This window comes from Vibrio sp. B1Z05 (assembly GCF_052955985.1).
Window position 1 is genome coordinate 57658 of sequence record NZ_CP130464.1, and the last position, 21967, is coordinate 79624.

Consider the following 21967-nt stretch of genomic DNA (forward strand, 5'->3'; position numbering starts at 1 on the left):
CCTAAACACTATGCCGGCATCTTCTTTCTCATCAATCCCTGTTGGGGTTCGCTTCATGCTTTTATCTGCGGTGGGTTTTGCGTTTATGTCTGCCTGCGTGAAATACATCAGCAATTACGGTATTCCGGTATTTGAAATTGTGGCGGCAAGGGCGTTGGTGTCTTTGATTATTAGCTACGCCGATGTAAAGCGTAAAGGCATCTCGGCATGGGGGAACAATAAGCCCCTGTTATTGTTGCGCGGTGTGGTGGGCACATCCGCTTTAATGTGTGTCTACTATGCAGTCACGACCTTGCCACTGGCGGAAGCGACAATTTTGCAATACGTACACCCCGTTTCGACCGCGCTGCTTGGGGTTTTATTCCTTAAAGAACGCATTCAAAAATCGACCATGATCTGCATCGGCTTTTGTTTATTAGGTTTATTGGTGATGGTGCAACCGAGCTTGGTTGAGGGCACAAGTGAGGTGCCTTTGTTCAGTATTGGTATTGCGCTGTGCGGAGCATTTGGCAGCTCTATTGCTTACATAATTGTCAGGAAGCTAAGTCAAACCGAGGATAGCTCGGTGATTATTATGTATTTCCCGCTGGTGGCACTGCCCGTATCTATCGTGTTGATTTGGAATCATTTTGTTTGGCCAAGCCTGTTTATGACTATCCTGTTGATTTTGGTGGGTATATTTACACAAATTGGACAATATGGCTTAACCAAAGCGATGCAAACCCAAGAAGCCGGTAAAGCGTCGGCTTATTCGTATGTACAAATTGTCTTTTCTGCATTGTTAGGGGTATGGATATTTAATGAAGTACCGTCAATTTGGACCTATTTAGGCGGCGGATTGATAGTGACAGGGGCATTGATAAATGTATTTGGTAAGCAGTTGCTAGGTCAACGCGTTCGCTAAGAGGGGCGCTATTTTTACTCGCTACATCTATTAAAAAGGCATGCACGATAAAATCGGCATGCCTTTTGTTTTGATTAAGCTGTTCTTTCTGCTTGTCTAGTTAATCAGACCAAACGCTCTAGGCAATGCCAAGCTGATTGATGGAATAAAGGTAATCAACAGTAGAGTTACTATTAATACCGCACAAAACGGCAATATAGCGCGAATTACCCCTTCAATCCTTGCGCCACTGACACTACAGCCAACAAATAATGCAGTCCCTACTGGCGGAGTGGCGATACCAATACATAGATTGAAGATCATCATCATCGCGAAGTGGATTGGATGCATGCCCAGTTGTGTAGCAATTGGCATGAATATTGGAGTGAAAATTAATACCGCAGGGGTTAAATCCATGAACATGCCGACAATGAGCAGGATAATGTTCATCAAGATAAAAATGATGATTGGGTTGTCTGAAATAGACAACATCCACTCACTTATCATGCTCGGCAGGCCAGTAAACGCCATTGCCCAAGACATAATGGTTGATGCGCCAATTAAAAACAGCATGATGCCGGTAATCTCAGCGGTTTCAACACAAATGGTTTTGAGCTCTTTTAAGCCTAACGTTCGATAACTCAGTGATAAACCAAACGAATACAGCACTGCGATACAGGCCCCTTCGGTTGCAGTAAACACTCCGCCAATGATGCCGCCAATGACTACCACCACCAATCCCATGCTTGGGATGGCGCGCCAGGTAATAATCAGTTTTTCGCGCATGGTCAGCTCAACAGCTGCGCTGCGGTAGCCACGTCTTTTGGCAATGATATAAGCCACCACCATACAGCTGAGTCCCATTAGAATGCCCGGCACGTAACCTGCGATAAATAGCGCCGCAATGGAAGTGCCGCCACTGACCACTGAGAATACGATCAAAGAGTTACTTGGTGGGATTAACAGTCCGGCAGGACAAGAGGCGACGTTTACCGCCGTTGAATATGATTTATCGTACCCCTCTTTTTCTAACTCTGGCTCTAAGGTTTTGCCGACGGCAGCGGCGGCGGCAACAGCTGAGCCGGATACCGAACCAAACAGCATGTTGGCTAACACGTTGACATGCGAAAGTGCGCCGGGCAAACGACCCACTAAAATCTTGGCAAATTGCACCAGTCGCGCGGCAATGCCGCCACGATTCATTATGTTACCGGCCAAGATAAAGAAGGGGATGGCCAGCAAGCTAAAGCTATCTATACCTGTGACTATCTTTTGTCCTGCGGTCATAAAGGCCACGTTACTCGGCAGAATAGAGCACATGATCACCAAAGACGACATGGCAATCGCAATGGCGATGGGAACGCTAAACGCAATTAGAAATAGGAATAAACACAACAGCCAGAAGCCAATTGAAATATCCATATTATTCACCTTCCTTAATCGCTTGTGCTGGGGCAAACATCTCAAGGGTGCTCAATAGGATATAAGTCAGCATGATAACGCCTGATAGCGGCAAAATGAGATAAACGTACGCCATAGGGATTTGTAATGCCGGTGAAAATTGCATCATAGTGCGGCTCATCAATAATAAACCACCTTTAACCATCGCAAGGCTAATGAAAGCCACAGAGATAAGGTTGATGACGATGTGAAAGTATTTACGGTGTTTGGCTTTGACAGAGCCAATAAAAAGGGTGATGGCAAGGTGGCCATTTTTACCAAACAAATAACTGGCGCCGGCAAGTCCAAACCAAATCATGGTGTAGCGGGCCAGTTCGTCGGTAAATGAACTAGGGTCGTTGAGTACATAACGGCTAAATACTTGCCAAGTTACGGTGATGACTAAAGTGACAATTGCAATGCCGCAAAATGTCAAAATAGCCTTATCTAGAAAAGTCTTGAACTGACGTAAAACTGAGAACATCCTTCCTCCACGTCAACAGCGGTAGATTAAGCCCTCCGTTAAGGAGGGCGTTGATATTAACGGTGCATATTAAATGGTGAGGTTACATCGCTTCGATTGCGTCGATGTAGTATTTCAATGCAGGGTCTTTCTTCGCATCGTTGATCATAGGAAGTACTTTTTCACGGAACTTACCCGTATCAACTTCGATGAAAGTTACGCCAGATTCTTTAGCGATTTTCATGTTTTTGTCGTCTGTCGCAGCCCAAATCTTGATCTCTTCTTCCATAGACTCAAGCGCCGCTTCTTTCACCAGTTTTTGCTGTTCAGGGTTTAAGCTAGCCCAAGTTGCTTCTGAAATCATGATCAAATCCGGTGTCATCATGTGTTGATCCATTGCATAGAACTTAGCCACTTCTGAGTGCTTCATTTCAACTAGGCTAGAAATGTTGTTCTCTGCAGCATCGATAACCCCTTGCTGCAGTGCAGTGTATACCTCTGTGAAAGGTACTGGCGTAGCTTTAGCGCCAAGTAGACGTACCATTTCCATCATAGTTGGTGACTCAGGGACACGGATTTTAAGACCCGCAAGATCGTCTGGAGAGTTGATAGGTTTTGAGCTGTAGAAGCTTCGAGAACCAGAATCATACAAGGTGATGCCGATAAAGCCTTTGCCTTTACTTGATGCTAGCAGTTTCTCTGCAGCGTCACTGCGCATGAATGTGTGCATGTGGTCTGAGTTGCGAAACAGATAAGGAATTGAAATCGCTTTATAAGTTGGTTCAAAAGACTCAGCAAGTGAGCCATTGATTTTCGCCATATCTAAGGCGCCGGTCACTACTTGCTCTGCTTGATCACGTTCCGAACCTAACATGCCATTAGGGAAGATTTTAACTGTGATGTCGCCATTGGATTTTTCTTTGACCTTATCAGCAAAAATGACCATACCCGCATGCGCCGCACTGTTTAAGTTCATTGCATGACCAAGAGTCAGTGTTTTTGCCTGTGCACCAACGGTGAATAGAACCGATGAAGCAATAAGCGTTATTAGAGACTTTTTCATTCCTGATATCCTTTTGTGGGAATTTTATGCATTTATTTGAATTAACCAATATATGCGTCTATTTGCACTGCAGAAGTAATCTTATATGACAAATAAAGCCCATTTGTGGATCTGACTCTCGCAACGGCGAGATTGAACGGTTTTTCTTCTATTTTTACGGTGGTTGATCACGTTTTGAGCGGGTGCGTAATGAAATGTGACAGTTGATTTGTCGGTTACAGCAAAATAATCGTTGGGTTTTTAAAAGACTAGAAATAAAAATGCAAAATGGAACGCAGGATTAGGAATTGAAAAAGGGGTTAGAATGTAAAATCTAACCCCTTGAGTTTTTGATCTTTAATTGCCTTTGTTCATGAAAATAGAAGCTTCATGTGGGCAAGTTTCGGTTTGAACTTCAAGCAGTGATAGCACTGAGCAGTAGAAGTTATCTTGAGAGAATGGTAAGTCTTTATTTTTCACCACATCCTTGTATTTAAAGGGCGAGGAGTCGTTTAACCAAGTGATAGCCGCAACGTGTTTTTGCACTTCTGGCGCAAATGCGTAAGGCATGCCATGCAGATAAATATCATCTTCCCCTAGCGATTCACCGTGGTCACTGATGTATAGCAAGGCGGTGCGATACTGTTTTGAATAAGTGTCTAGCCAATCGATACTTTGGTCGATGAAGTAGTCGGTAAATAACATTGTATTATCATACGCATTAATGATTTCTTCACTGGAACACTTATTTAACTGGTTGCCTTTACACACAGGGGTGTATTTCTCAAAGCGAGCAGGGTAGCGCTTGTAATACTCAGGGCCATGGCTGCCCATAGAATGCAGGACCACCACGATGTCTTGATTTGGGTGCTGGCTAACATAGTCATCAAGTCCAACGAGCATTCCAGTATCACGACATTCTGGGTCACAGATAGTATTGGTGTCTGGTGACTTGAATGACTGATACTCAACACGTTCAGCTACGCCTTTAGAGCTGGAGTTATTGTCCCGCCAAAGCACTGCAACATTGTTATCTTTGAGGGTATCGAGCGCATTGAGCTTGTTGTAAATAGACTTACTGCTAAATTGCGTGCGAGTATCTGACGAGAACATACAAGGTACAGATACCGCGGTAGAGGTACCACAGCTGGTCATTTTAGAAAAACTGATCACCCCTTTGCGTTTGCTAAGCAGCGGATTGGTTTCGCGAGGGTAACCGTTTAATGAAAAGTGATCAGCACGTCCGGTTTCACCCACAATAAGCACGATCAGTTCGTGGGTATCTTTTACCTTGTGCACGATTTTGGCATCAGGTGCTACGTTTTGCATTTGATCGGCAGGTTTAAGTAAATCTTTATGATCGCCCTTAAAGTATTTACCCGCCGAGTAAATAGGAAACAGAGGCGCCGAATAGTAACGTACGCTTTTGTATTCACGGAAGAACGAAGCGTAGTTTGCTGAGTACGCAAGTAAGGTCAGCAGGATAATGACCACCGACAGCAAAATAGAAATGAGTTTGGCTCTGCTTTCAACAAAGAGAGAGCGGTAATTTAAAGAGACTTTATAAATGAATAGCGCAGGCACAACCGCAAAGATAACCATCACTATGACAAGTTGTGTAGAGAGCAAACCAAAGGCTTCGGCTGTGTCGGTTTGTATCATGTTTTGCAACATGGTTTTGTCGACGACAACGCCGTACGTCCAAGAGAAATAAGCAGCACTTGCGCCAATGAAAAAACCTAAAATGAGCAGAGCTTTGGTAAAAAATCGTCCGCCTAATAGAGAAAAGAACAGAGCATGCACTGCAACTAACAGTACGCCAGCACTTATCACAAATCCGCTATTTCCGTCTGCAATTGGAAAAGCATCCATAAAATGTTTAAAGAAGCTTAAATTGAATAGAGCTGAAAACAATAAGGCGCAGCCCCATATCAGTCTATATTGCGGCGTAATCATCCGTGCCAGTACTTTCATTGTTCCCCCTGAAGGATGTGAGTTTTGTAAGCGCTAGTGTTAAACGCTCAATTACTGTGGTTGGCATTATGCAATAAGTTCACGAAATGACAATGTTGTGCAGCTAGCCAAAATTGAAATTAAGATTGTATAAAATAAATGGAACTTATTTAGATTAGGTGGTTTATGGGAAACTGACTAGTGGATAGGCGCTTGAAAATAATGAAGATAGCAAATTTTGCGTTTGGCAGAATATGATACCAAGTAGTGTGCTTGTCTACTTGGTATCTGACCATTAATGGATGAAGCTAAAAGACGTTATTGGCCTTCTAGTGGAACCACTAAGATATCGATGGGAGAGTTATGAATAAGATGTTTGGAGTACGAGATGATGGTGCTCCAAAAATCATGATGATGACCACAGATCAAAAGGTCACAGCCGTAGTCGGCAATGGTGTTAGGGAGCTTGTCGCCAAGATCGCCAGTACCAATAAGGAAGTGCTTTAATGGTACATCAATATCACTGGTCAACTGCTTTAGTTGCTCCATAGCAACCCGTTTGATTGGTGGTTCTTGGTCATCGAGGCATATATCCACTAATTCGGTATAAATCTCTCCATGTGACCCATCAATATGGACAAATGAAACATCCGCTTCAAATGTTTTTGCCAGAGCGGAAGCTTTTTCTATCAGTAATTTGCTGTCTTCAGATAGCTCTAGTGCGACTAGAATATGTTTGTAGTTCATAACGTCACCCCCCTTCGATTAATAACTCTTTAATCATAGTTATATTTGAAGAGAAAGTGTGCAGGTCAGCTCGCAAATCAGGCACTTAGCATAAAATGAAACACTTCTTATCGCTATTTGCGTCTTATACTCATCTACTGCTTATTCCCACTTTTGTTCCGACTATAAAGAAATAGTGAATCGCGGTAAGTTTGAACTAGGGGTGTTCGATATCATTTTGTTTAGTCGGGTTTTCTTTGTATTCATTGAAACCTGCAACAATGGCATCAATCACCACTTGTTGAGCATTAGTTTTACGCGCTCTATAGCGATAAACCAAAGAGATATCACGGCTTGGGAATTCATAGTCAGTCATCCACTCTATCAGTTCACCGTTTTTGATTGCGTTTTCGGCTATGTATTCTGAAACTAATGCGAAGCCGAAATTGTTTTTTGCCATCTGTACCACAGACTGTGCGCTAGTGAGCGATATCTTAGGGTACAGTTTTACTGTTTCAAGGTGGCTAGTCTTGGTGTTATAGCCGGTGATGAGTTGATGCTGTAAATGCCCGATATAGTCTAACTCTTTCAGTTGCGCTAGTTTCGTCGGTGGTGTTTGCATAAAGGTTGGCGAGGCAACGACTTTAACATCAATGGACATCAATTTTTTTGCAATCAGATTGCTATCGGGTAGGTCTCCTACTAGCACCCCAATATCGGCATCAGAGTCCAAAGTGGAGGTGTCAGAAGCGGGAATGAATTTTAGTTTTAGCTTAGGGTATTTTCTTAGCAGTTCTTCTACTTTGTCTTTAATAAAGTATTGATAAACAAAGTCAGTACAGTCGATGGAGACTCGGCCAGAAATGTCATTTTTGTCATTATTTATATTATCGATTTCTTCCGCGAGATTGAGAAAGTGCGGTGCGAGTCGCTGATAATATTGAGTGCCGGTACTGGTTGGTGACAAGGTTGTTTTAGAGCGGATGAACAAGCGAGTATTCACATCTTCTTCTAAGGTGGATATACGTCTACTTACGGTTGATAGAGGGATCTCTAGCTCCTCACTTGCGGCTTTCATACTGCCTAATTTAACTACTTGGCAAAAGATATAAAAATTGTCGAAGTGCTTAGCCATTAATTTGTTACCTCATCTCCAATAGACCGTTTTAACATACAGCACTGATACCTAAGTTTCGAATGATAATTGATGCAACAGAGCAACTAACTGTGCTTTCGGTTGATTTTAATACAATGACTGTTTAGTTATACAGATATATTAGGCGGAATGGTTGAGGGTTTTCGAGAGGATGGTTATAAAAGCATGACTCAGGGTTAATTTATCAAGCGAAACTTATCTAATAAAAAAGGCTCTAGATGCAATATCTAGAGCCTTTCACATTTACTTTAGCTTATCGAAATAATTACAGTTCGATAGTAGCTGTTTCGCCATCAACCGTTAGCTCAAGAGTGTTGCCAACGAGTTTGTGAGACACTTCAATTTGCTCGCCGTTGTTCTTATTAGGAACAAGAAGAGTCAGAATGTTGTGCTCTTTAGATGGTTTGAATTCCACTTCAACGTGACGGTGGATTTCAAGATCTTTGAATTCGTATGGGTCAACTTCGCCGAAGCCTTCAACATTTTTCACAGAAGTGATGTTGTCTGCAGATTCGTTGATGAAGTTCACGTCTAGATGCGCTTTCTCACCACGGATAGTGAATGATTTCTCAGCCACTTCGTTAGTGAAAGTAGTGTGCATTAGCCAAGTCATGTCTTTCTCTTCAGAAAGAGTTGCTTTGTCTTGAACTACGAATACTTTACCTTGTACAAACCAAATTTTACGTTTGTAAGATTCGATTTCAGGTACGAAGAATTTGTATGATGCAGTTGCATCACCTTCGATCATCTTAATATCAGATTCTGTATCGTAATCAGTGATGTTACCACCGGCTTCAATACAGTAGCGATCTTGGTGACCTTCAAACTTAGTATTCTTGTTCTCGCCGTACTGACCTTTACCGCCAAATAGTGGAAGGTTTTTAGAGAACGTGTGACGACGCCATTTAGTGTGCATGTCTACACCGAAACCACCGTAGTAACCAGTGATAGAAGCAAGAGTTTCACCAAATGCATGTAGAGTGAATGCGTTTTGATCAGCGTGAGAGTGGCTGATAGAACCAAATGGAGAACACTTGAATACCATGTGGATGTGTTCTTCGCGCTCAGTCATCTTGTTGTGGAATGCAGCCCAACCAGTGATTGGGAATACTTTCAACAATGGATCGTTTGAAGGCGCTTTCTCTTCTGGTGCATCCCAAAGGATGTTGAAACGAAGATCGTCGTAGCCAAAGTCCCACCAACCGAAGTTGTAGAATTTAGTGTGCGCTTCAGTATCACGAGCTTTAAGTTGGTTGTAGTACCAAACGTATTCTGGTTTTTGGTTAACACCCGCGTAGTGCTTGATGTTGTAAGCCAGTTTTAGACCAGGGAAGTCACCAATTGAAGACTGGTCACAGAAGCTAGCGCGCTTAGAGTGAACAGGCATGCAGTATAGTGGGAAGTCACCAGTGTTTTCGTAGAATGTTTTGTTGAACATGTCTACGCCACAGTATGCTTTCAATAGGTCGAATGCTTCGCCTAGGAATGCAGTTTGTGTGTTCCAGTAGTCAGGACCTTCAGCCCAACCGCCGTCTTCACCGCCCCATGGTGGGTAGTGTACTGCGTAGTATTCTAGCGCGTAAGCAATGTATTCGCCTGCTTTAGGGTGATCGTGGTAAAGCGCGATACACGTTGGGATAATAGCAGAAGAAATAGAACGAACACCGTGGCTGTTAAGTGGGTTGTTCAGTAGATCAACAGTCACTTTAAGGTGGTGCATGATTTCGTCTAGACGAGTGATCAGTGCGTTCTTAACGATTTCACGCTCTTCATCAGTGAAGTGTGCGTTTAGCCAGTCGTAACCCCAAGCCATAGCTGCAATAACACGGAAAGCCGCTTCGTCATTGTAACCACGAGATGTCACGCCATCTGGATCGTATGTAGCAAGTTTTAGAGTCCAAGCTTTTGCTTTTGCAATTAGAGCGTCGTCATCGTTAACAATACCAGCAATAGATAGGTTACGAGTCGCGTTCATTGCCATTTGGCAATCTACGTACATTTGACGCCAGTAAGGACGCCAAAGAGAAGCTTTACCTACTGTTTCTGGTGGGTATGCTTGAGGCTCGTCGTATGGTTCAGTGTCATAGAACTTTTCAGTAGAGTTCTTGATGAAATCATCATACATACAGAAAGAAGGATCGGCTTTTACTTTAGCTTTAAACTCTGCAAGGTCAGCACCTTGAACTAGAAGACGTGGACGTGCTTCTGAAAGAGTATCCAAGAATGATAGATCAAAGTCTCTCTTTTGTACTTCGATAGGCAGTAGGTCTACTAAGTTACCTGCTGACGTATCATTCTCTAGCTTCATCTTTCTGATAGCATCAAGTGCTTTGTCGTTGCTCATACGAACTCCCGTGAATAAATCGTAGTGTTGGGGGAACAAATAAAAATCTTATAAACCTTATTGTAATACAATTAAGGCGTAATCTCGATTACCATTTTAATAAATGATCAAATTTGTGACCTCTACCGCAGGTCGAGATATTAATTGCCACTCAAGATACCAAGAATATTGCGTTTGTTTTTCGACTTGTATCGGGTATTTCAAAGAGATAACACTTATTCCATCTTGGTAGATGTGCTGCGCTTTTTTATATGAAAGCTTATTTATGCTGCGGTATGTGTTTGATTTATTATGTGTACTAACCCTCACTTTGGCGATAAGCGACAAAGCAACGCCGTCCGTATGTCAGCAAATATAGTCACCATAAGTAATACTTTTCATATAAAAACGACGACAGAATACGCTAGAGGGATATATCTTGTTACACTTATCACCCAAAGGGGTCAGGTCTTGAAATTTGCAGGCGGGGCTTTTAAGCCCCGCCTGCAAATTTCAAGACCTGACCCCTTCACTTACATCCAAGTCCAGCTGCATCATGAGTGGAGTTGCATTGCTTTTTGGGAAGGAAAATTGTTCGCGACCAAAATATGCTGTCAAGCCAATGGATATTCAAGGGTAGAAGGGAAGAATATTTAATTACGAAGAAGTGAATCACAGATGTCTTTGAGGATTCTTGGTGAAACCCATCGTTGTTTGCTAAGTTTAAACCATAGAGTGATAACAAAGGTAGCGACAATGAAAGTAAATATTCAAACACATCATGTATCAATTACCGAAGATTCACGCGCAGAGATAGAAAGCAAATTCGATAAGGTAGAAAGTCACTTTCCTCAACTAATTAGCTGCGACATTATTATTACTAAACAACACGGTCATCATGAAGTTGAAGTGTTCACTAATTATGAAGGTGTACGAGTTTCAGCTAAATCTACCAACGACGTGATGTATCCAGCCATCACTGCTGCAATTAAGAAACTCGATGTAGGCTTAAGAAACCGCAAAGGCCAACTAAAATCAGACTTACACGAGAAACCTACTAGCACCAAACCAGAAATCGCTTCTGATATCATCCAAGAGATGAAACTGGTTTAATCTCCTCTAGGGGGTCAGGTCTTGAAATTTGCACGGGGCGCTTAAAAGCGCCCCGTGCAAATTTCAAGACCTGACCCCTCATTGCATTACATTAAAAAGTGATGAAGATTTGACTTTATAAAGGTCAAACATGTCATATCACACATTTCATTTATAACTCTATTGTAACGTATCGTTAACGATTAATATTTATAAAAATTATTAGCAAATTCAAAGGATTGAACTGCTCATGCGTTATGAGATGGGTTTTATAAATGGACTTAAACAAGGTGCAACGTTACTGGTCATTATTTTAACAGTGCTGATTATCGCCGAGTACTTCTTCTATGGCTTAAACCAATCAATAGTAGCATTTGGCTACGTTGATGATGTGTTTGAAGATTTTTAATAGGTACGGGGCTATTTGCGGGGTCAGGTCTTGAAATTTGCAGCGGCAGGTTTGCCGCTGCAAATTTCAAGACCTGACCCCGCTTTTACGGTTTCTTTTGTAAGCCGTAGGGGAGGGTATTGAATAGGTCTGGAGTAGTGGTGGTGTTTGGGCCTGATGTTGGGGAGTGCCAGTCGAGGAGTAAGATGGCGAGCAGGTTGCGGTGTTCGCCGTGGCTGTAGTCGGTGCTGCCTTTGGCTGAAGGGACTAGGCCTGCTTGCTTGTTGATCGAGTGTTGGATAGCCTTGCGCGCTTTTTCTACTGCGGGATCATTGTCGAATCCAGCTAAAAGAAGACTAATTCCTACTTCAGAAATCACATCTTGTTTGGTGTTGGCGATAATAGAGTCGATGTTCTGTTTAAAATACTTAAAAATCCAAGGATGATCTTGTTCGTTAACCCGGCGCTGATAATAGCCAGAGTCGGCAATTATTAGATGCGTCATTCCATAAATTTTATTTTCATATTGCTGGGTGGTGAGTTGGCTATCATTTTCATCCGGATAGGTGCGTCGCAGAGTTTGAGTAAACAAGCCCACATAGTCACCTAACTGCAACTGCTTTAACCAATACGCTTGGTTGGCCAATTGCGCGGCCCATGCTTTTGTCATTTCTTGATCGGTAAATAGTGCCTGAAAAGGGTACGCTTTTAAGTGCTGACGAAACAGCGCATCATCTTTGTGCTGCAATCCATAACTGTCAATTCGCACCATATAATGCAGAAGATCTAATCCCAGATAGAAATATTCAGGTTTGTCTTTGGTTACTAGCAATCGTCGTTGGCTACGCTCGCCGTTACTTTGGCGATACTCATTCAACCTTTGTTCGGCATAGCTTTTTAATGACTGATGGATCTTTAATGATTTATTAGCGCTGAGATCGCTTGCCAACTGATTAAGCTTAATAGAAATGTCTGCGATATTTTGCCGGATAAGAGGCAGATATTTAGGATCTTGCGTTTGTCTAAACATTCGCAACCCATAGTGCTCTTTTTTGTACGCCGATAGGCTGAAGAGGTCTTGCTCGTAAGTGTGTTTAATAAGGTCTGCTGATGCGCGATATGTTGTGGGCGTTGATGAGTGGGATTGCCAATAAAAAACAACCCCAATAGCCAATATCATCAGTGCGGCGATGAAATATCGTCGGTTCTTGGTCATGTATATAACCCTTTTACTAAAAGAAGCTGCAGTACTTAGCTTTATTTTAGTGGTTATTCAAAGATATAACCTAACTTTAATCGCATTCACACTTACAAAAATAGTGTCTAATTTAATCTGTACTATATAAAGAACAATAAAACGATTAATTGAAATCCAATATATTGAATACTGCGCTTTTACAGGCCTCGATATTGTCGACGTCTTGCGGGATAACCACTACAGTATCATCACCTGCAATCGAACCTAAGATTGAAGAGTCTGTATCAAAATCGATAAGTCGCGCAATAAGTTGTGCACTATCTGGTTTGGTTTTCACCACTACCATAGCTTTATTGTGCTCAATGGAGTCAATTTGAGAGGCAATCGAAGAGTTAAAACGTATCGGACTGCTCTCTGGGGCCAAATAATAGACTTTTTTACCGACAGAGTTCGCTACCTTGATAACGCCAAGTTGGCAAAGTAAACGAGAGACTGTGGATTGACTGATACCTTCAAAACCATGCTCAATTAAGCTTTTTCTTAATTCACTCTGATTATAAAAGCTATTATTTTGCAGGACTTGTTTACATACGCTTTCGAGAGTTCGGTCTTTATTTTGAATGCGATTTAATGTGGGGGTGTCCATAGAGCTTCTACCTTTATAGGGCGTTAAATAAGTGAATTATTTTGTGGCGGATACTAACATTGAAACGAAAAATGGTATTTGAACAAGATCACTGAATCAGAAAATATTTTTCATTTGTAATCAATGTGTTGCATATATTTATCCACCCTTAACGGGTTGGATAAATAGTGAGTTTTGTTGGATTATTATTACTTATTAAGCCACTGAATCTACGTTAATTTGTTGATCAAAGATGATGACCATATCTACTAAATTGCGCAGATTACTATATTTCATATATGAATTATTACCTTCCAATAATGCAAGCATCCTTATCTTAATTAGCCTGAACTTATCTTACTGTGCAACCTATTGAATAACTTTGGTTTATTTATAACCGCATCTAGTGTCAGATGCTTTGTTTCATAATAAAGTGACACGATTATCATAAATGGAATGATTGATGTCGATATTTGGTATTTTGATCACGGAATTTTAGGCGTAACTTAACGGTATCGAAGTTATAGCCAATGAGTTTTATATGGCGACGCTTCGTGGGGATGTATAGAGAACAATCAAGAATCAAGTTTTTGATAACGAGTCATTTTCGACTGTTTTTTATATATAAGTTTAACTGCCAAATACGAGGTTTATTATGAGGCTGGATGGAATCAGTGGTGACATTATTGTTGCTGCAAAAAGAGTTGTTCTTTGCCAAGTAGTATTAGCCGTCGGTGTAGTTTTATTTGAAGTTATTTTCGGTAATAAAGTAGATATGGAATCTGCAGTACTGGGTGTCGTCATTGCGATGATCCCGCCGCTGATTGGTTTTATATATGCAAGCCTTAAGGTTCAAAAGAATCCTAATTATAGCTTACGCGATCTTATGCAAATGAGTCGTGTAGTAAAAATCATATATACCTTTGTAATGTTTATCGTTGCATTCCGATTCTTCGGTCTAGATAACCCAGTTATTTTAGAAGCGTATGTAGTGACTATGATTGGATATTTCTTTGCGCCGTTTATTATCGGCTCACATACATCGGAGTACGCGTAGTATGGAACATATTACTACTGCTCATGACTATATAGAGCACCACTTAACTTTCTTTACTGCAGGTGATGGTTTCTGGGCATTGAACATAGATTCTATGTTGGTGTCTTGGATCACAGGTTTACTTTTCATTGGCGCTTTTCGATATGTTGTAACAAGAGGAACCAGCGGTGTTCCTGGACGTTTTCAATGTTTAATCGAACTTACGTTTGAATTTGTAAATAATCTAGTAAAAGAGATTTTTCAGGCAGAAGATAAATTGATTGGTCCTTTGGCATTAACCACCTTTGTTTGGGTGTTGTTAATGAATGCAATCGACTTACTACCTATCGATTTAATTTCGCAGCTTACTCAAGCCATGGGCTTTACACACTTTAGAGACTTACCGACAGCGGATGTAAACATCCCAATGTCGATGGCACTAGGTGTATTTATTCTGCTTTTAACTTACACATTCAAACACAAGGGACTGAAAGGGTTTATTAAAGAGTTAACAACTCAACCATTTGATAATCCGCTTTTATACCCAGTAAACCTTGTTCTTGAATTAGTAACGTTAATCTCAAAACCAATATCACTAGGTTTACGATTATTCGGAAACATGTACGCAGGTGAAATGATCTTCATCCTGATTGCATTAATGCCATGGTGGATGCAATGGGCACTAAGTGTTCCATGGGCTCTATTCCACATCTTAATCGTTTTCTTACAAGCATTTATTTTTATGGTTCTAACCATCGTCTACTTAGGCATGGCAACTGAAGAACACTAATTATTAACCAGATTTAATTAACAAATTTATATATCGGAGATACAAATGGATATCGTAAGCGCAGTTTTATATGTAGCAGGTGCATTACTGATCGGTCTTGGTGCGGCAGGTGCAGCATCTGGTATCGGTAACCTAGCAGGTAAATACCTTGAAGGTGTAGCACGTCAACCTGACCTAACACCAATGCTTCGTACTCAATTCTTCATCATGATGGGTCTTGTGGATGCTGTACCGATGATCGGTGTTGGTATCGGTCTATACATCATCTTCGCAGTAGCTTAACTCAAATTTTACAAGCTTAAAAAAGAACGATTTATAAGTATTCAAAATTTAGTTTAGTGGTGAAGGTATGAACTTAAATGCAAGCATGCTCGGACAAGCAATTTCATTCGTGATTTTTGTTTGGCTATGTATGAAATATGTATGGCCACCTCTCACAGCGATGTTAGACGAGCGCCAAAAAGAAATTGCTGAAGGCCTACGCCATTCAGAAAATGCAGCTAAAGAGCTAGAAATAGCCAAAGCAAATGGCGCTCAACTCATCGAAGATGCGAAACGCAATGTGACTGAATTGGTTGAACAAGGCAACAAACGCCGTAGTGAAATCATCAGCTTGGCTCAGCAAGAAGCTGAACAAGAAAAAGCACGCATCTTAGAACAAGGTAGAGCCGAATTAGAAGGCGAGCGTCAAAAATTACGTCAAGAACTTCAGGCGAAAATGGCAGACGCTGTAATTGAAAGTGCACAGAAGTTGATTAGTAAGAACCTGGATTCTGAAGCGAACCGAGCTCTAGTTGATCAATTGATAAGTGAAATCTAAGCGGAGGCAATATGTCAGAGTACACCAGTATTGCTCATCCCTACGCCAAAGCATCGTTTGACTTTGCTTTGAGCGAAAACAAGTTACAAGAATGGCAACAAATGCTGTCAATTCTTGTAGCTGTGGCAGAAGAAGAAACTATCGCAAGTGAAATTTCTTCAGCACAAGGTGCAGGCGCACAGCAAGCCGAAACGTTGGCCGGAATCATGATTGAGGTTTGCCAAGGACTAGTTGACGAACATGTCGTAAACCTAATTAAAGTCCTGGCAGAAAATGGCCGCCTTTCGGTTGTAAGAGAGTTGTATGACCTGTTTACCGAGCTAAAGGATGAACATGAACGTGTTATTCCTGTGACTGTCACAAGCTCAGAATCACTTACACAAGAGCAAGTTACGGCATTAACTGCCGCGCTTGAGAAAAAATTAGAGCGTCGAGTTGAACTAGAGCAAGTGCTAGATAACACGATGGTAGGCGGGATTATCGTCCAAGCTGGCGAAACAATCATCGATGGTTCAGTGAACACATCAATCAGCCGACTAGCTAGTCAACTTCACGCGAGATAGGTAACAGATATGCAATTAAATTCAAACGAAATTAGCGATCTGATCAGAGAGCGTATCGCAAAATTTAATGTGAGCACTGAAGCTCGCAATGAAGGTACTATCGTCTCTGTTCGTGATGGCATCATCACAATCAACGGTCTTGCAGATGTAATGCAAGGCGAGATGATTGAATTGCCAGGTGGTAAGTACGCACTTGCACTGAACCTTGAGCAATACTCTGTAGGTGCCGTTGTAATGGGCCCTTACACAGACCTTTCTGAAGGCATGAAAGTAAAAGGTACTGGTCGTATCTTGGAAGTGCCTGTAGGTAACGGTCTACTGGGTCGTGTGGTAAACACCCTTGGTGAGCCAATCGATGGTAAAGGCGCAATCAGCTTTGACCAATTAAACCCTGTAGAAGTTATTGCACCGGGTGTAATCGAGCGTAAATCTGTAGACCAACCAATTCAAACTGGCTATAAAGCCGTTGATACAATGGTTCCAATCGGCCGTGGTCAGCGTGAGCTAATCATCGGTGACCGTCAAACTGGTAAAACAGCAATGGCGATCGATGCAATCATTAACCAGAAAGATTCTGGCATCAAATGTGTGTATGTAGCGATTGGTCAGAAAGCATCAACTATTGCTAACGTAGTACGTAAACTTGAAGAGCACGGCGCTCTAGAGAACACTATCGTAGTAGTAGCATCAGCTTCTGAATCAGCTGCACTTCAATACCTAGCACCTTATGCTGGTTGTACTATGGGCGAATACTTCCGTGACCGTGGTGAAGATGCACTTATCATTTATGATGATCTATCAAAACAAGCGGTAGCTTATCGTCAAATTTCGCTACTACTTAAACGTCCACCGGGCCGTGAAGCATTCCCTGGTGACGTATTCTACCTCCACTCCCGTCTTCTAGAACGTGCGGCTCGTGTAAACGAAGCTTACGTTGAGAAATTCACTAACGGTGAAGTGAAAGGTAAAACAGGTTCTCTAACTGCTCTACCAATCATCGAAACCCAAGCGGGTGACGTATCAGCGTTCGTACCAACAAACGTAATCTCAATCACAGATGGTCAGATTTTCCTTCAGACTCAACTGTTTAACTCAGGTTTACGTCCAGCGGTTGATCCAGGTATCTCTGTATCACGTGTTGGTGGTGCTGCTCAAAGCAAGATCATCAAGAAACTGTCTGGTGGTATCCGTACTGCATTGGCTCAATACCGTGAATTGGCAGCGTTTGCACAGTTCTCTTCTGACCTAGATGAGACTACTCGTAAACAGCTTGACCATGGTGAGCGCGTAACTGAACTGATGAAACAGAAACAGTACGCTCCAATGTCTGTAGCGGCTCAAGCTGTAGTTATCTTCTCTGCTGAGAAAGGTTACTTGGCTGACGTTGAACTCTCTAAAATTGGATATTTCGAACAAGAGTTGTTGGCTTACGCAAACAGCCAAAACCCAGAGTTGATGGCTAAAATCAACGCAACGGGTGATTACAACGACGAAATTGAAGCGGGTTTACACGAGATACTGAAAGGCTTTATTTCAGTGCTGTCATTATAAAAGCTCTGGTTTGTTGACTAGAAATCGAAACAAATAGGAGCAGATAATGGCAAATACTAAAGAGATTCGCACCAAGATAGGCAGTGTTAGTAACACTCAGAAAATCACCAGTGCAATGGAGATGGTTGCGGCAAGTAAGATGCGTAAAGTTCAAGACCATATGGAGCAAACACGCCCATATGCCGAGAACATGCGTCAGGTTATCTCTCATGTCGCGTCGGGTTCGTTGGAATACCAACACCCGTACCTTCAACAGCGTGAACCAAAACGTGTTGCGTACATCATCATTTCATCTGACCGTGGCTTATGTGGCGGCTTGAACAACAACTTGTTCAAGAAAGTATTGGATGACATGCAGCAATGGCGCGCTAAGGGAGTAGAAGTCGATACCACTTTGATTGGTTCAAAGGCTATCAACTTCTTCCAACGCGGTGGTAACGTCGTAGCGCAAACTGCTGGCCTTGGTGATACTCCTAAACTGGAAGATATCCTAGGTACCGTCAACGCGATGTTGGGACACTATGATGAAGGTAAGATCGACAGTTTGTATTTGGTTTACAACAAGTTCGTCAACACCATGGTGCAAGACCCAACGACAGTACAATTGCTGCCACACCCGTCAGATGTAGAAGCCGATGCCAGTGCTAAAAAAGCACGTCGCTGGGACTACATCTACGAGCAAGCACCAAAAGACATTCTCTCTGAATTGCTACACCGCTACGTAGAGTCGCAAGTGTACCAAGGCATCGTAGAGAGCATCGCGTGTGAGCAAGCAGCCCGAATGGTAGCCATGAAAGCGGCCACCGACAACGCTGGTCAACTGATTGACAACCTACAGTTGATTTACAACAAAGCGCGTCAGGCTGCCATAACCCAAGAACTGAGTGAAATCGTCTCAGGCGCCCAAGCGGTATAGGGTTCGGAAAAGAATTTGAGGATTTAGACATGAGTGTTGGTAAAATAGTAAAAGTGATCGGTGCGGTGGTGGATGTCGAATTCAGCCACAACAACGGTCCACGCGTTTATGACGCATTAACAGTACGAGGCGATGCACTTGGTTCGCTAGTACTAGAAGTTCAACAACAAATGGGCGGCGGTATCGTTCGCTGTATCGCGATGGGTACCTCTGATGGTCTACGTCGTGGCCTTGAAGTTGAGAACACTGGCTCTCCAATCACAGTACCAGTAGGTGAAGAAACGCTTGGTCGTATCATGAACGTACTGGGTCACCCTATCGATGAATGTGGTGAGATTGGCCAGAAAGAAAACTACGAAATTCACCGTGCTGCGCCTTCTTATGAAGACCAAGCAAACAGCACTGAGCTACTAGAGACTGGTGTTAAGGTTATCGACCTTATCTGTCCATTCGCTAAAGGTGGTAAAATCGGTCTGTTCGGTGGTGCTGGTGTAGGTAAAACCGTAAACATGATGGAGCTTATCAACAACATCGCGAAAGCTCACTCAGGTTTATCAGTATTTACTGGTGTAGGTGAGCGTACTCGTGAGGGTAATGACTTCTACTACGAAATGAAAGAAGCAGGCGTTCTAGACAAAGTTGCCATGGTTTACGGTCAAATGAACGAGCCACCAGGAAACCGTCTACGTGTTGCGCTTACAGGTCTTACAATGGCTGAGCGTTTCCGTGATGAAGGTCGTGACGTACTACTATTCATCGATAACATCTACCGTTACACACTTGCGGGTACAGAAGTATCAGCACTGCTAGGCCGTATGCCTTCAGCGGTAGGTTACCAGCCAACACTGGCTGAAGAGATGGGTGTTCTGCAAGAGCGTATCACTTCAACTCGCCAAGGTTCTATCACTTCAATCCAAGCGGTATACGTACCTGCGGATGACTTGACTGACCCATCGCCAGCAACCACGTTTGCTCACTTGGATGCAACAGTTGTATTGTCTCGTAACATCGCAGCGCTAGGTCTTTACCCAGCAATCGATCCACTAGACTCAACTTCACGTCAGCTAGATCCTCTAGTTGTTGGTGAAGAGCACTACAACGTGGCACAAAAAGTTCAAACAACGCTACAACGTTATAAAGAACTTAAAGATATCATCGCTATCCTAGGTATGGATGAGCTATCTCAAGAAGATAAGCAAACTGTATCTCGTGCTCGTAAGATTGAACGTTTCCTAACTCAGCCTTACCACGTAGCAGAAGTATTTACTGGTCAGAAAGGTGTATTCGTACCTCTAAGCGAAACACTGTCAGGCTTTAAAGGCTTGCTAGACGGTCAATACGACGATATCCCAGAACAAGCATTCTTGTACTGTGGTTCTATTGATGAAGTGCTTGAAAAAGCGAAAACTATCTAAGAGGCAGAGTGCATTATGGCTATCGGAGTTACAGAGAATACATTTCAACTTAACATCGTAAGTGCGGAAGGTACGCTGTTTTCAGGGCCTGCACATGCCCTTGCGGTTTCAGGCGCTGACGGTGAGTTGGGTATTCGCCCAGGTCACTCGCCACTTCTTAGCAAAATTAAGCCAGGGGTAACTGTATTTGTTACTGGCGAGAAACAAGAAGAACAAGTTCTTTATGTTTCTGGCGGCTTAGTAGAAGTGCAACCTGATGTGGTCACAGTTCTAGCAGATACTGCTTTGCATGGTAAAGATATTGACCGTGCTCGCGCAGAAGAAGCAAAACGTGCTGCATTAGAAAACATCAATAAAGGCGATATGGACGCTAACTTCGCTCAAGCTCAGCTTGAACTAGCGAAAGCCATTGCCCAGTTGCGAGCTGTGGAGCTTACCGGCCCACACTCTCGCCACTAAGAGTCCTAGGACTCATTTATACCAACTTGAGAGTTCGCTCTTGAGTTGGTATCAGTTAATAGGCTGACTTGTTGTCTCTTACCGACAGGTTGGCCTCCCTAAGTAAGCAGTCGAATGTAAGACTTACCAAGGGAATACCGGTTCTTTTAGCAGAGAAACTTCAGAGCAGTAGTAGTTCTGATCCCCTAAGGCCTCAGGTGACTCACCCTCTCTCTGAGGTCCTTTCCTTTCTGCGATATACAAAACACAAATCTTTACACCTTACATATGTTTGCCATTAATTTATTATTGGCATGGGTAAGGTGTGAGTTGCATATGCAGTATGCTGCGTGCTAATGACTTGTTTATAAAGTGCTTTTTAGTTTGAATAGCAAAATATAGAGCATTCGAAAATTGCACTTTGTTTATGAGTGGTTGTGTGAATAAGTTAAAAAAACATCAGCACTGATGAAATTAAAGGCTTTACAGCCTGACAGATTAGTGTAGTATCCAATTTCACTCTGTGATTCAGAGTTATTAATGAAATATAAAGTAAAAGCAAAACCCTTAGAATTCCTTCGTTTGTGTAGTCATCCTCAGTGTTTCCTTAGCTTCATCGTAGCATTAAATAATTCAAAATTTCAGCGTCTCGCAATTTCGCGAAAAAATATGATTTTAAAAATAAGGGACACATTATGTCTAACAAAACTACTGGTATCGTAAAATGGTTTAACGAAGAGAAAGGTTTCGGTTTCCTAACTCAAGACAATGGCGGCCAGGACGTATTCGTTCACTTCCGTGCTATCGCTTCTGAAGGTTTCAAAACTCTAGCTGAAGGCCAAAAAGTGTCTTTCACAGTTGAGCAAGGTCAAAAAGGCCTTCAAGCTGCTGACGTTGTAGCTATCTAAGTTTTAGTCGGCGTAGATGGTCTGTGATCATCTACGCTAACTTTTCGTTGTACACCTATTAATCATTTATATCGTAACACCGCAAGTAAAAACCTGTCACACATCTGCAAGCTGTAAATGTTCGTCTAGTTAGTTATTTTCTTCGCTACATCAATATAAATCCAATTCAAAAAATTCGATCAATTTTAGTTCGTATCGTTATGTATTCGTCTAAAAAGGTAGGGCAAAAAACTTTAAGGAA

The 21967-nt window shown here is 42.3% G+C and carries 22 protein-coding genes; 13 read left to right on the forward strand and 9 right to left on the reverse strand.

Features of this window, described 5'->3' with window-relative positions; all coding sequences use genetic code 11:
* Positions 1-10 precede the first annotated feature (10 nt).
* Positions 11-904 carry a DMT family transporter gene (locus tag QV280_RS13220; RefSeq protein WP_172972802.1) on the forward strand — a complete coding sequence of 298 codons (894 nt, stop codon included), beginning with the start codon at positions 11-13 and terminating at the stop codon, positions 902-904.
* Between the two features lie 96 nt (positions 905-1000).
* On the opposite strand, the gene QV280_RS13225 is transcribed toward QV280_RS13220, so the two are convergent.
* The 7 genes from QV280_RS13225 to QV280_RS13255 form a co-directional block, all read right to left on the reverse strand.
* Positions 1001-2305 carry a TRAP transporter large permease gene (locus QV280_RS13225; RefSeq protein ID WP_152820276.1) on the reverse strand — a complete coding sequence of 435 codons (1305 nt, stop codon included), beginning with the start codon at positions 2303-2305 and terminating at the stop codon, positions 1001-1003.
* Position 2306: 1 nt separating this feature from the next.
* A complete protein-coding gene (locus QV280_RS13230; protein ID WP_152820279.1) occupies positions 2307-2807 on the reverse strand; it encodes a TRAP transporter small permease in 501 nt (166 codons plus the stop codon).
* 82 nt (positions 2808-2889) lie between these two features.
* Positions 2890-3849 carry a TRAP transporter substrate-binding protein gene (locus tag QV280_RS13235; RefSeq protein ID WP_152820282.1) on the reverse strand — a complete coding sequence of 320 codons (960 nt, stop codon included), beginning with the start codon at positions 3847-3849 and terminating at the stop codon, positions 2890-2892.
* Positions 3850-4185: 336 nt separating this feature from the next.
* Positions 4186-5802, reverse strand: a complete 1617-nt coding sequence (locus QV280_RS13240) for a phosphoethanolamine transferase (protein ID WP_152820285.1) — start codon at positions 5800-5802, stop codon at positions 4186-4188.
* Positions 5803-6099: 297 nt separating this feature from the next.
* A complete protein-coding gene (locus tag QV280_RS13245; RefSeq protein WP_152820288.1) occupies positions 6100-6528 on the reverse strand; it encodes a universal stress protein in 429 nt (142 codons plus the stop codon).
* Between the two features lie 196 nt (positions 6529-6724).
* Complete coding sequence (locus QV280_RS13250) at positions 6725-7642, reverse strand: LysR family transcriptional regulator (RefSeq protein ID WP_152820290.1); 918 nt, start codon at positions 7640-7642, stop codon at positions 6725-6727.
* A gap of 286 nt (positions 7643-7928) precedes the next feature.
* Complete coding sequence (locus QV280_RS13255) at positions 7929-10007, reverse strand: DUF4962 domain-containing protein (protein ID WP_023403303.1); 2079 nt, start codon at positions 10005-10007, stop codon at positions 7929-7931.
* A gap of 735 nt (positions 10008-10742) precedes the next feature.
* Between QV280_RS13255 and hpf the strand changes: the two genes are divergently transcribed.
* Together hpf and QV280_RS13265 are read left to right on the forward strand one after the other, a co-directional pair.
* Complete coding sequence (gene hpf / locus QV280_RS13260; protein WP_152820292.1) at positions 10743-11099, forward strand: ribosome hibernation-promoting factor, HPF/YfiA family; 357 nt, start codon at positions 10743-10745, stop codon at positions 11097-11099.
* Between the two features lie 229 nt (positions 11100-11328).
* Positions 11329-11487: a hypothetical protein gene (locus tag QV280_RS13265; RefSeq protein WP_172972803.1), complete on the forward strand. Its 159-nt coding sequence runs from the start codon at positions 11329-11331 to the stop codon at positions 11485-11487.
* Between the two features lie 85 nt (positions 11488-11572).
* On the opposite strand, the gene QV280_RS13270 is transcribed toward QV280_RS13265, so the two are convergent.
* Both QV280_RS13270 and QV280_RS13275 read right to left on the reverse strand, forming a co-directional pair.
* Positions 11573-12682, reverse strand: a complete 1110-nt coding sequence (locus tag QV280_RS13270) for a DUF3541 domain-containing protein (protein ID WP_152820295.1) — start codon at positions 12680-12682, stop codon at positions 11573-11575.
* 145 nt (positions 12683-12827) lie between these two features.
* On the reverse strand, positions 12828-13310 hold the full coding sequence (locus QV280_RS13275; RefSeq protein ID WP_152820299.1) for an arginine repressor: 483 nt from the start codon (positions 13308-13310) through the stop codon (positions 12828-12830).
* A 634-nt stretch (positions 13311-13944) separates the two neighbouring features.
* On the opposite strand from QV280_RS13275, the gene QV280_RS13280 reads away from it, so the two are divergent.
* The 10 genes from QV280_RS13280 (at position 13945) to cspE (ending at position 21726) form a co-directional block, all read left to right on the forward strand.
* Positions 13945-14346, forward strand: a complete 402-nt coding sequence (locus tag QV280_RS13280) for an ATP synthase subunit I (RefSeq protein ID WP_152820301.1) — start codon at positions 13945-13947, stop codon at positions 14344-14346.
* A 1-nt stretch (position 14347) separates the two neighbouring features.
* Positions 14348-15115 carry a F0F1 ATP synthase subunit A gene (atpB, locus tag QV280_RS13285; RefSeq protein ID WP_152820304.1) on the forward strand — a complete coding sequence of 256 codons (768 nt, stop codon included), beginning with the start codon at positions 14348-14350 and terminating at the stop codon, positions 15113-15115.
* A 45-nt stretch (positions 15116-15160) separates the two neighbouring features.
* Positions 15161-15397 carry a F0F1 ATP synthase subunit C gene (gene atpE / locus QV280_RS13290; protein WP_004730405.1) on the forward strand — a complete coding sequence of 79 codons (237 nt, stop codon included), beginning with the start codon at positions 15161-15163 and terminating at the stop codon, positions 15395-15397.
* Positions 15398-15464: 67 nt separating this feature from the next.
* Positions 15465-15935 (forward strand): F0F1 ATP synthase subunit B, encoded by a 471-nt coding sequence (locus tag QV280_RS13295; protein WP_152820306.1) that lies wholly within the window; start codon positions 15465-15467, stop codon positions 15933-15935.
* A gap of 11 nt (positions 15936-15946) precedes the next feature.
* Positions 15947-16498: a F0F1 ATP synthase subunit delta gene (locus QV280_RS13300; protein WP_152820308.1), complete on the forward strand. Its 552-nt coding sequence runs from the start codon at positions 15947-15949 to the stop codon at positions 16496-16498.
* A 9-nt stretch (positions 16499-16507) separates the two neighbouring features.
* Positions 16508-18049, forward strand: a complete 1542-nt coding sequence (gene atpA, locus QV280_RS13305; RefSeq protein ID WP_152820310.1) for a F0F1 ATP synthase subunit alpha — start codon at positions 16508-16510, stop codon at positions 18047-18049.
* 46 nt (positions 18050-18095) lie between these two features.
* Entirely contained in the window at positions 18096-18965 is an 870-nt protein-coding gene (gene atpG, locus QV280_RS13310) for a F0F1 ATP synthase subunit gamma (RefSeq protein ID WP_152820312.1), read from the forward strand.
* Between the two features lie 29 nt (positions 18966-18994).
* Complete coding sequence (gene atpD, locus QV280_RS13315; protein WP_152820315.1) at positions 18995-20380, forward strand: F0F1 ATP synthase subunit beta; 1386 nt, start codon at positions 18995-18997, stop codon at positions 20378-20380.
* A 15-nt stretch (positions 20381-20395) separates the two neighbouring features.
* Positions 20396-20839: a F0F1 ATP synthase subunit epsilon gene (locus tag QV280_RS13320; RefSeq protein WP_152820317.1), complete on the forward strand. Its 444-nt coding sequence runs from the start codon at positions 20396-20398 to the stop codon at positions 20837-20839.
* Between the two features lie 674 nt (positions 20840-21513).
* Positions 21514-21726, forward strand: a complete 213-nt coding sequence (gene cspE / locus QV280_RS13325) for a transcription antiterminator/RNA stability regulator CspE (RefSeq protein WP_021714528.1) — start codon at positions 21514-21516, stop codon at positions 21724-21726.
* The last annotated feature ends 241 nt before the right edge of the window (positions 21727-21967 follow it).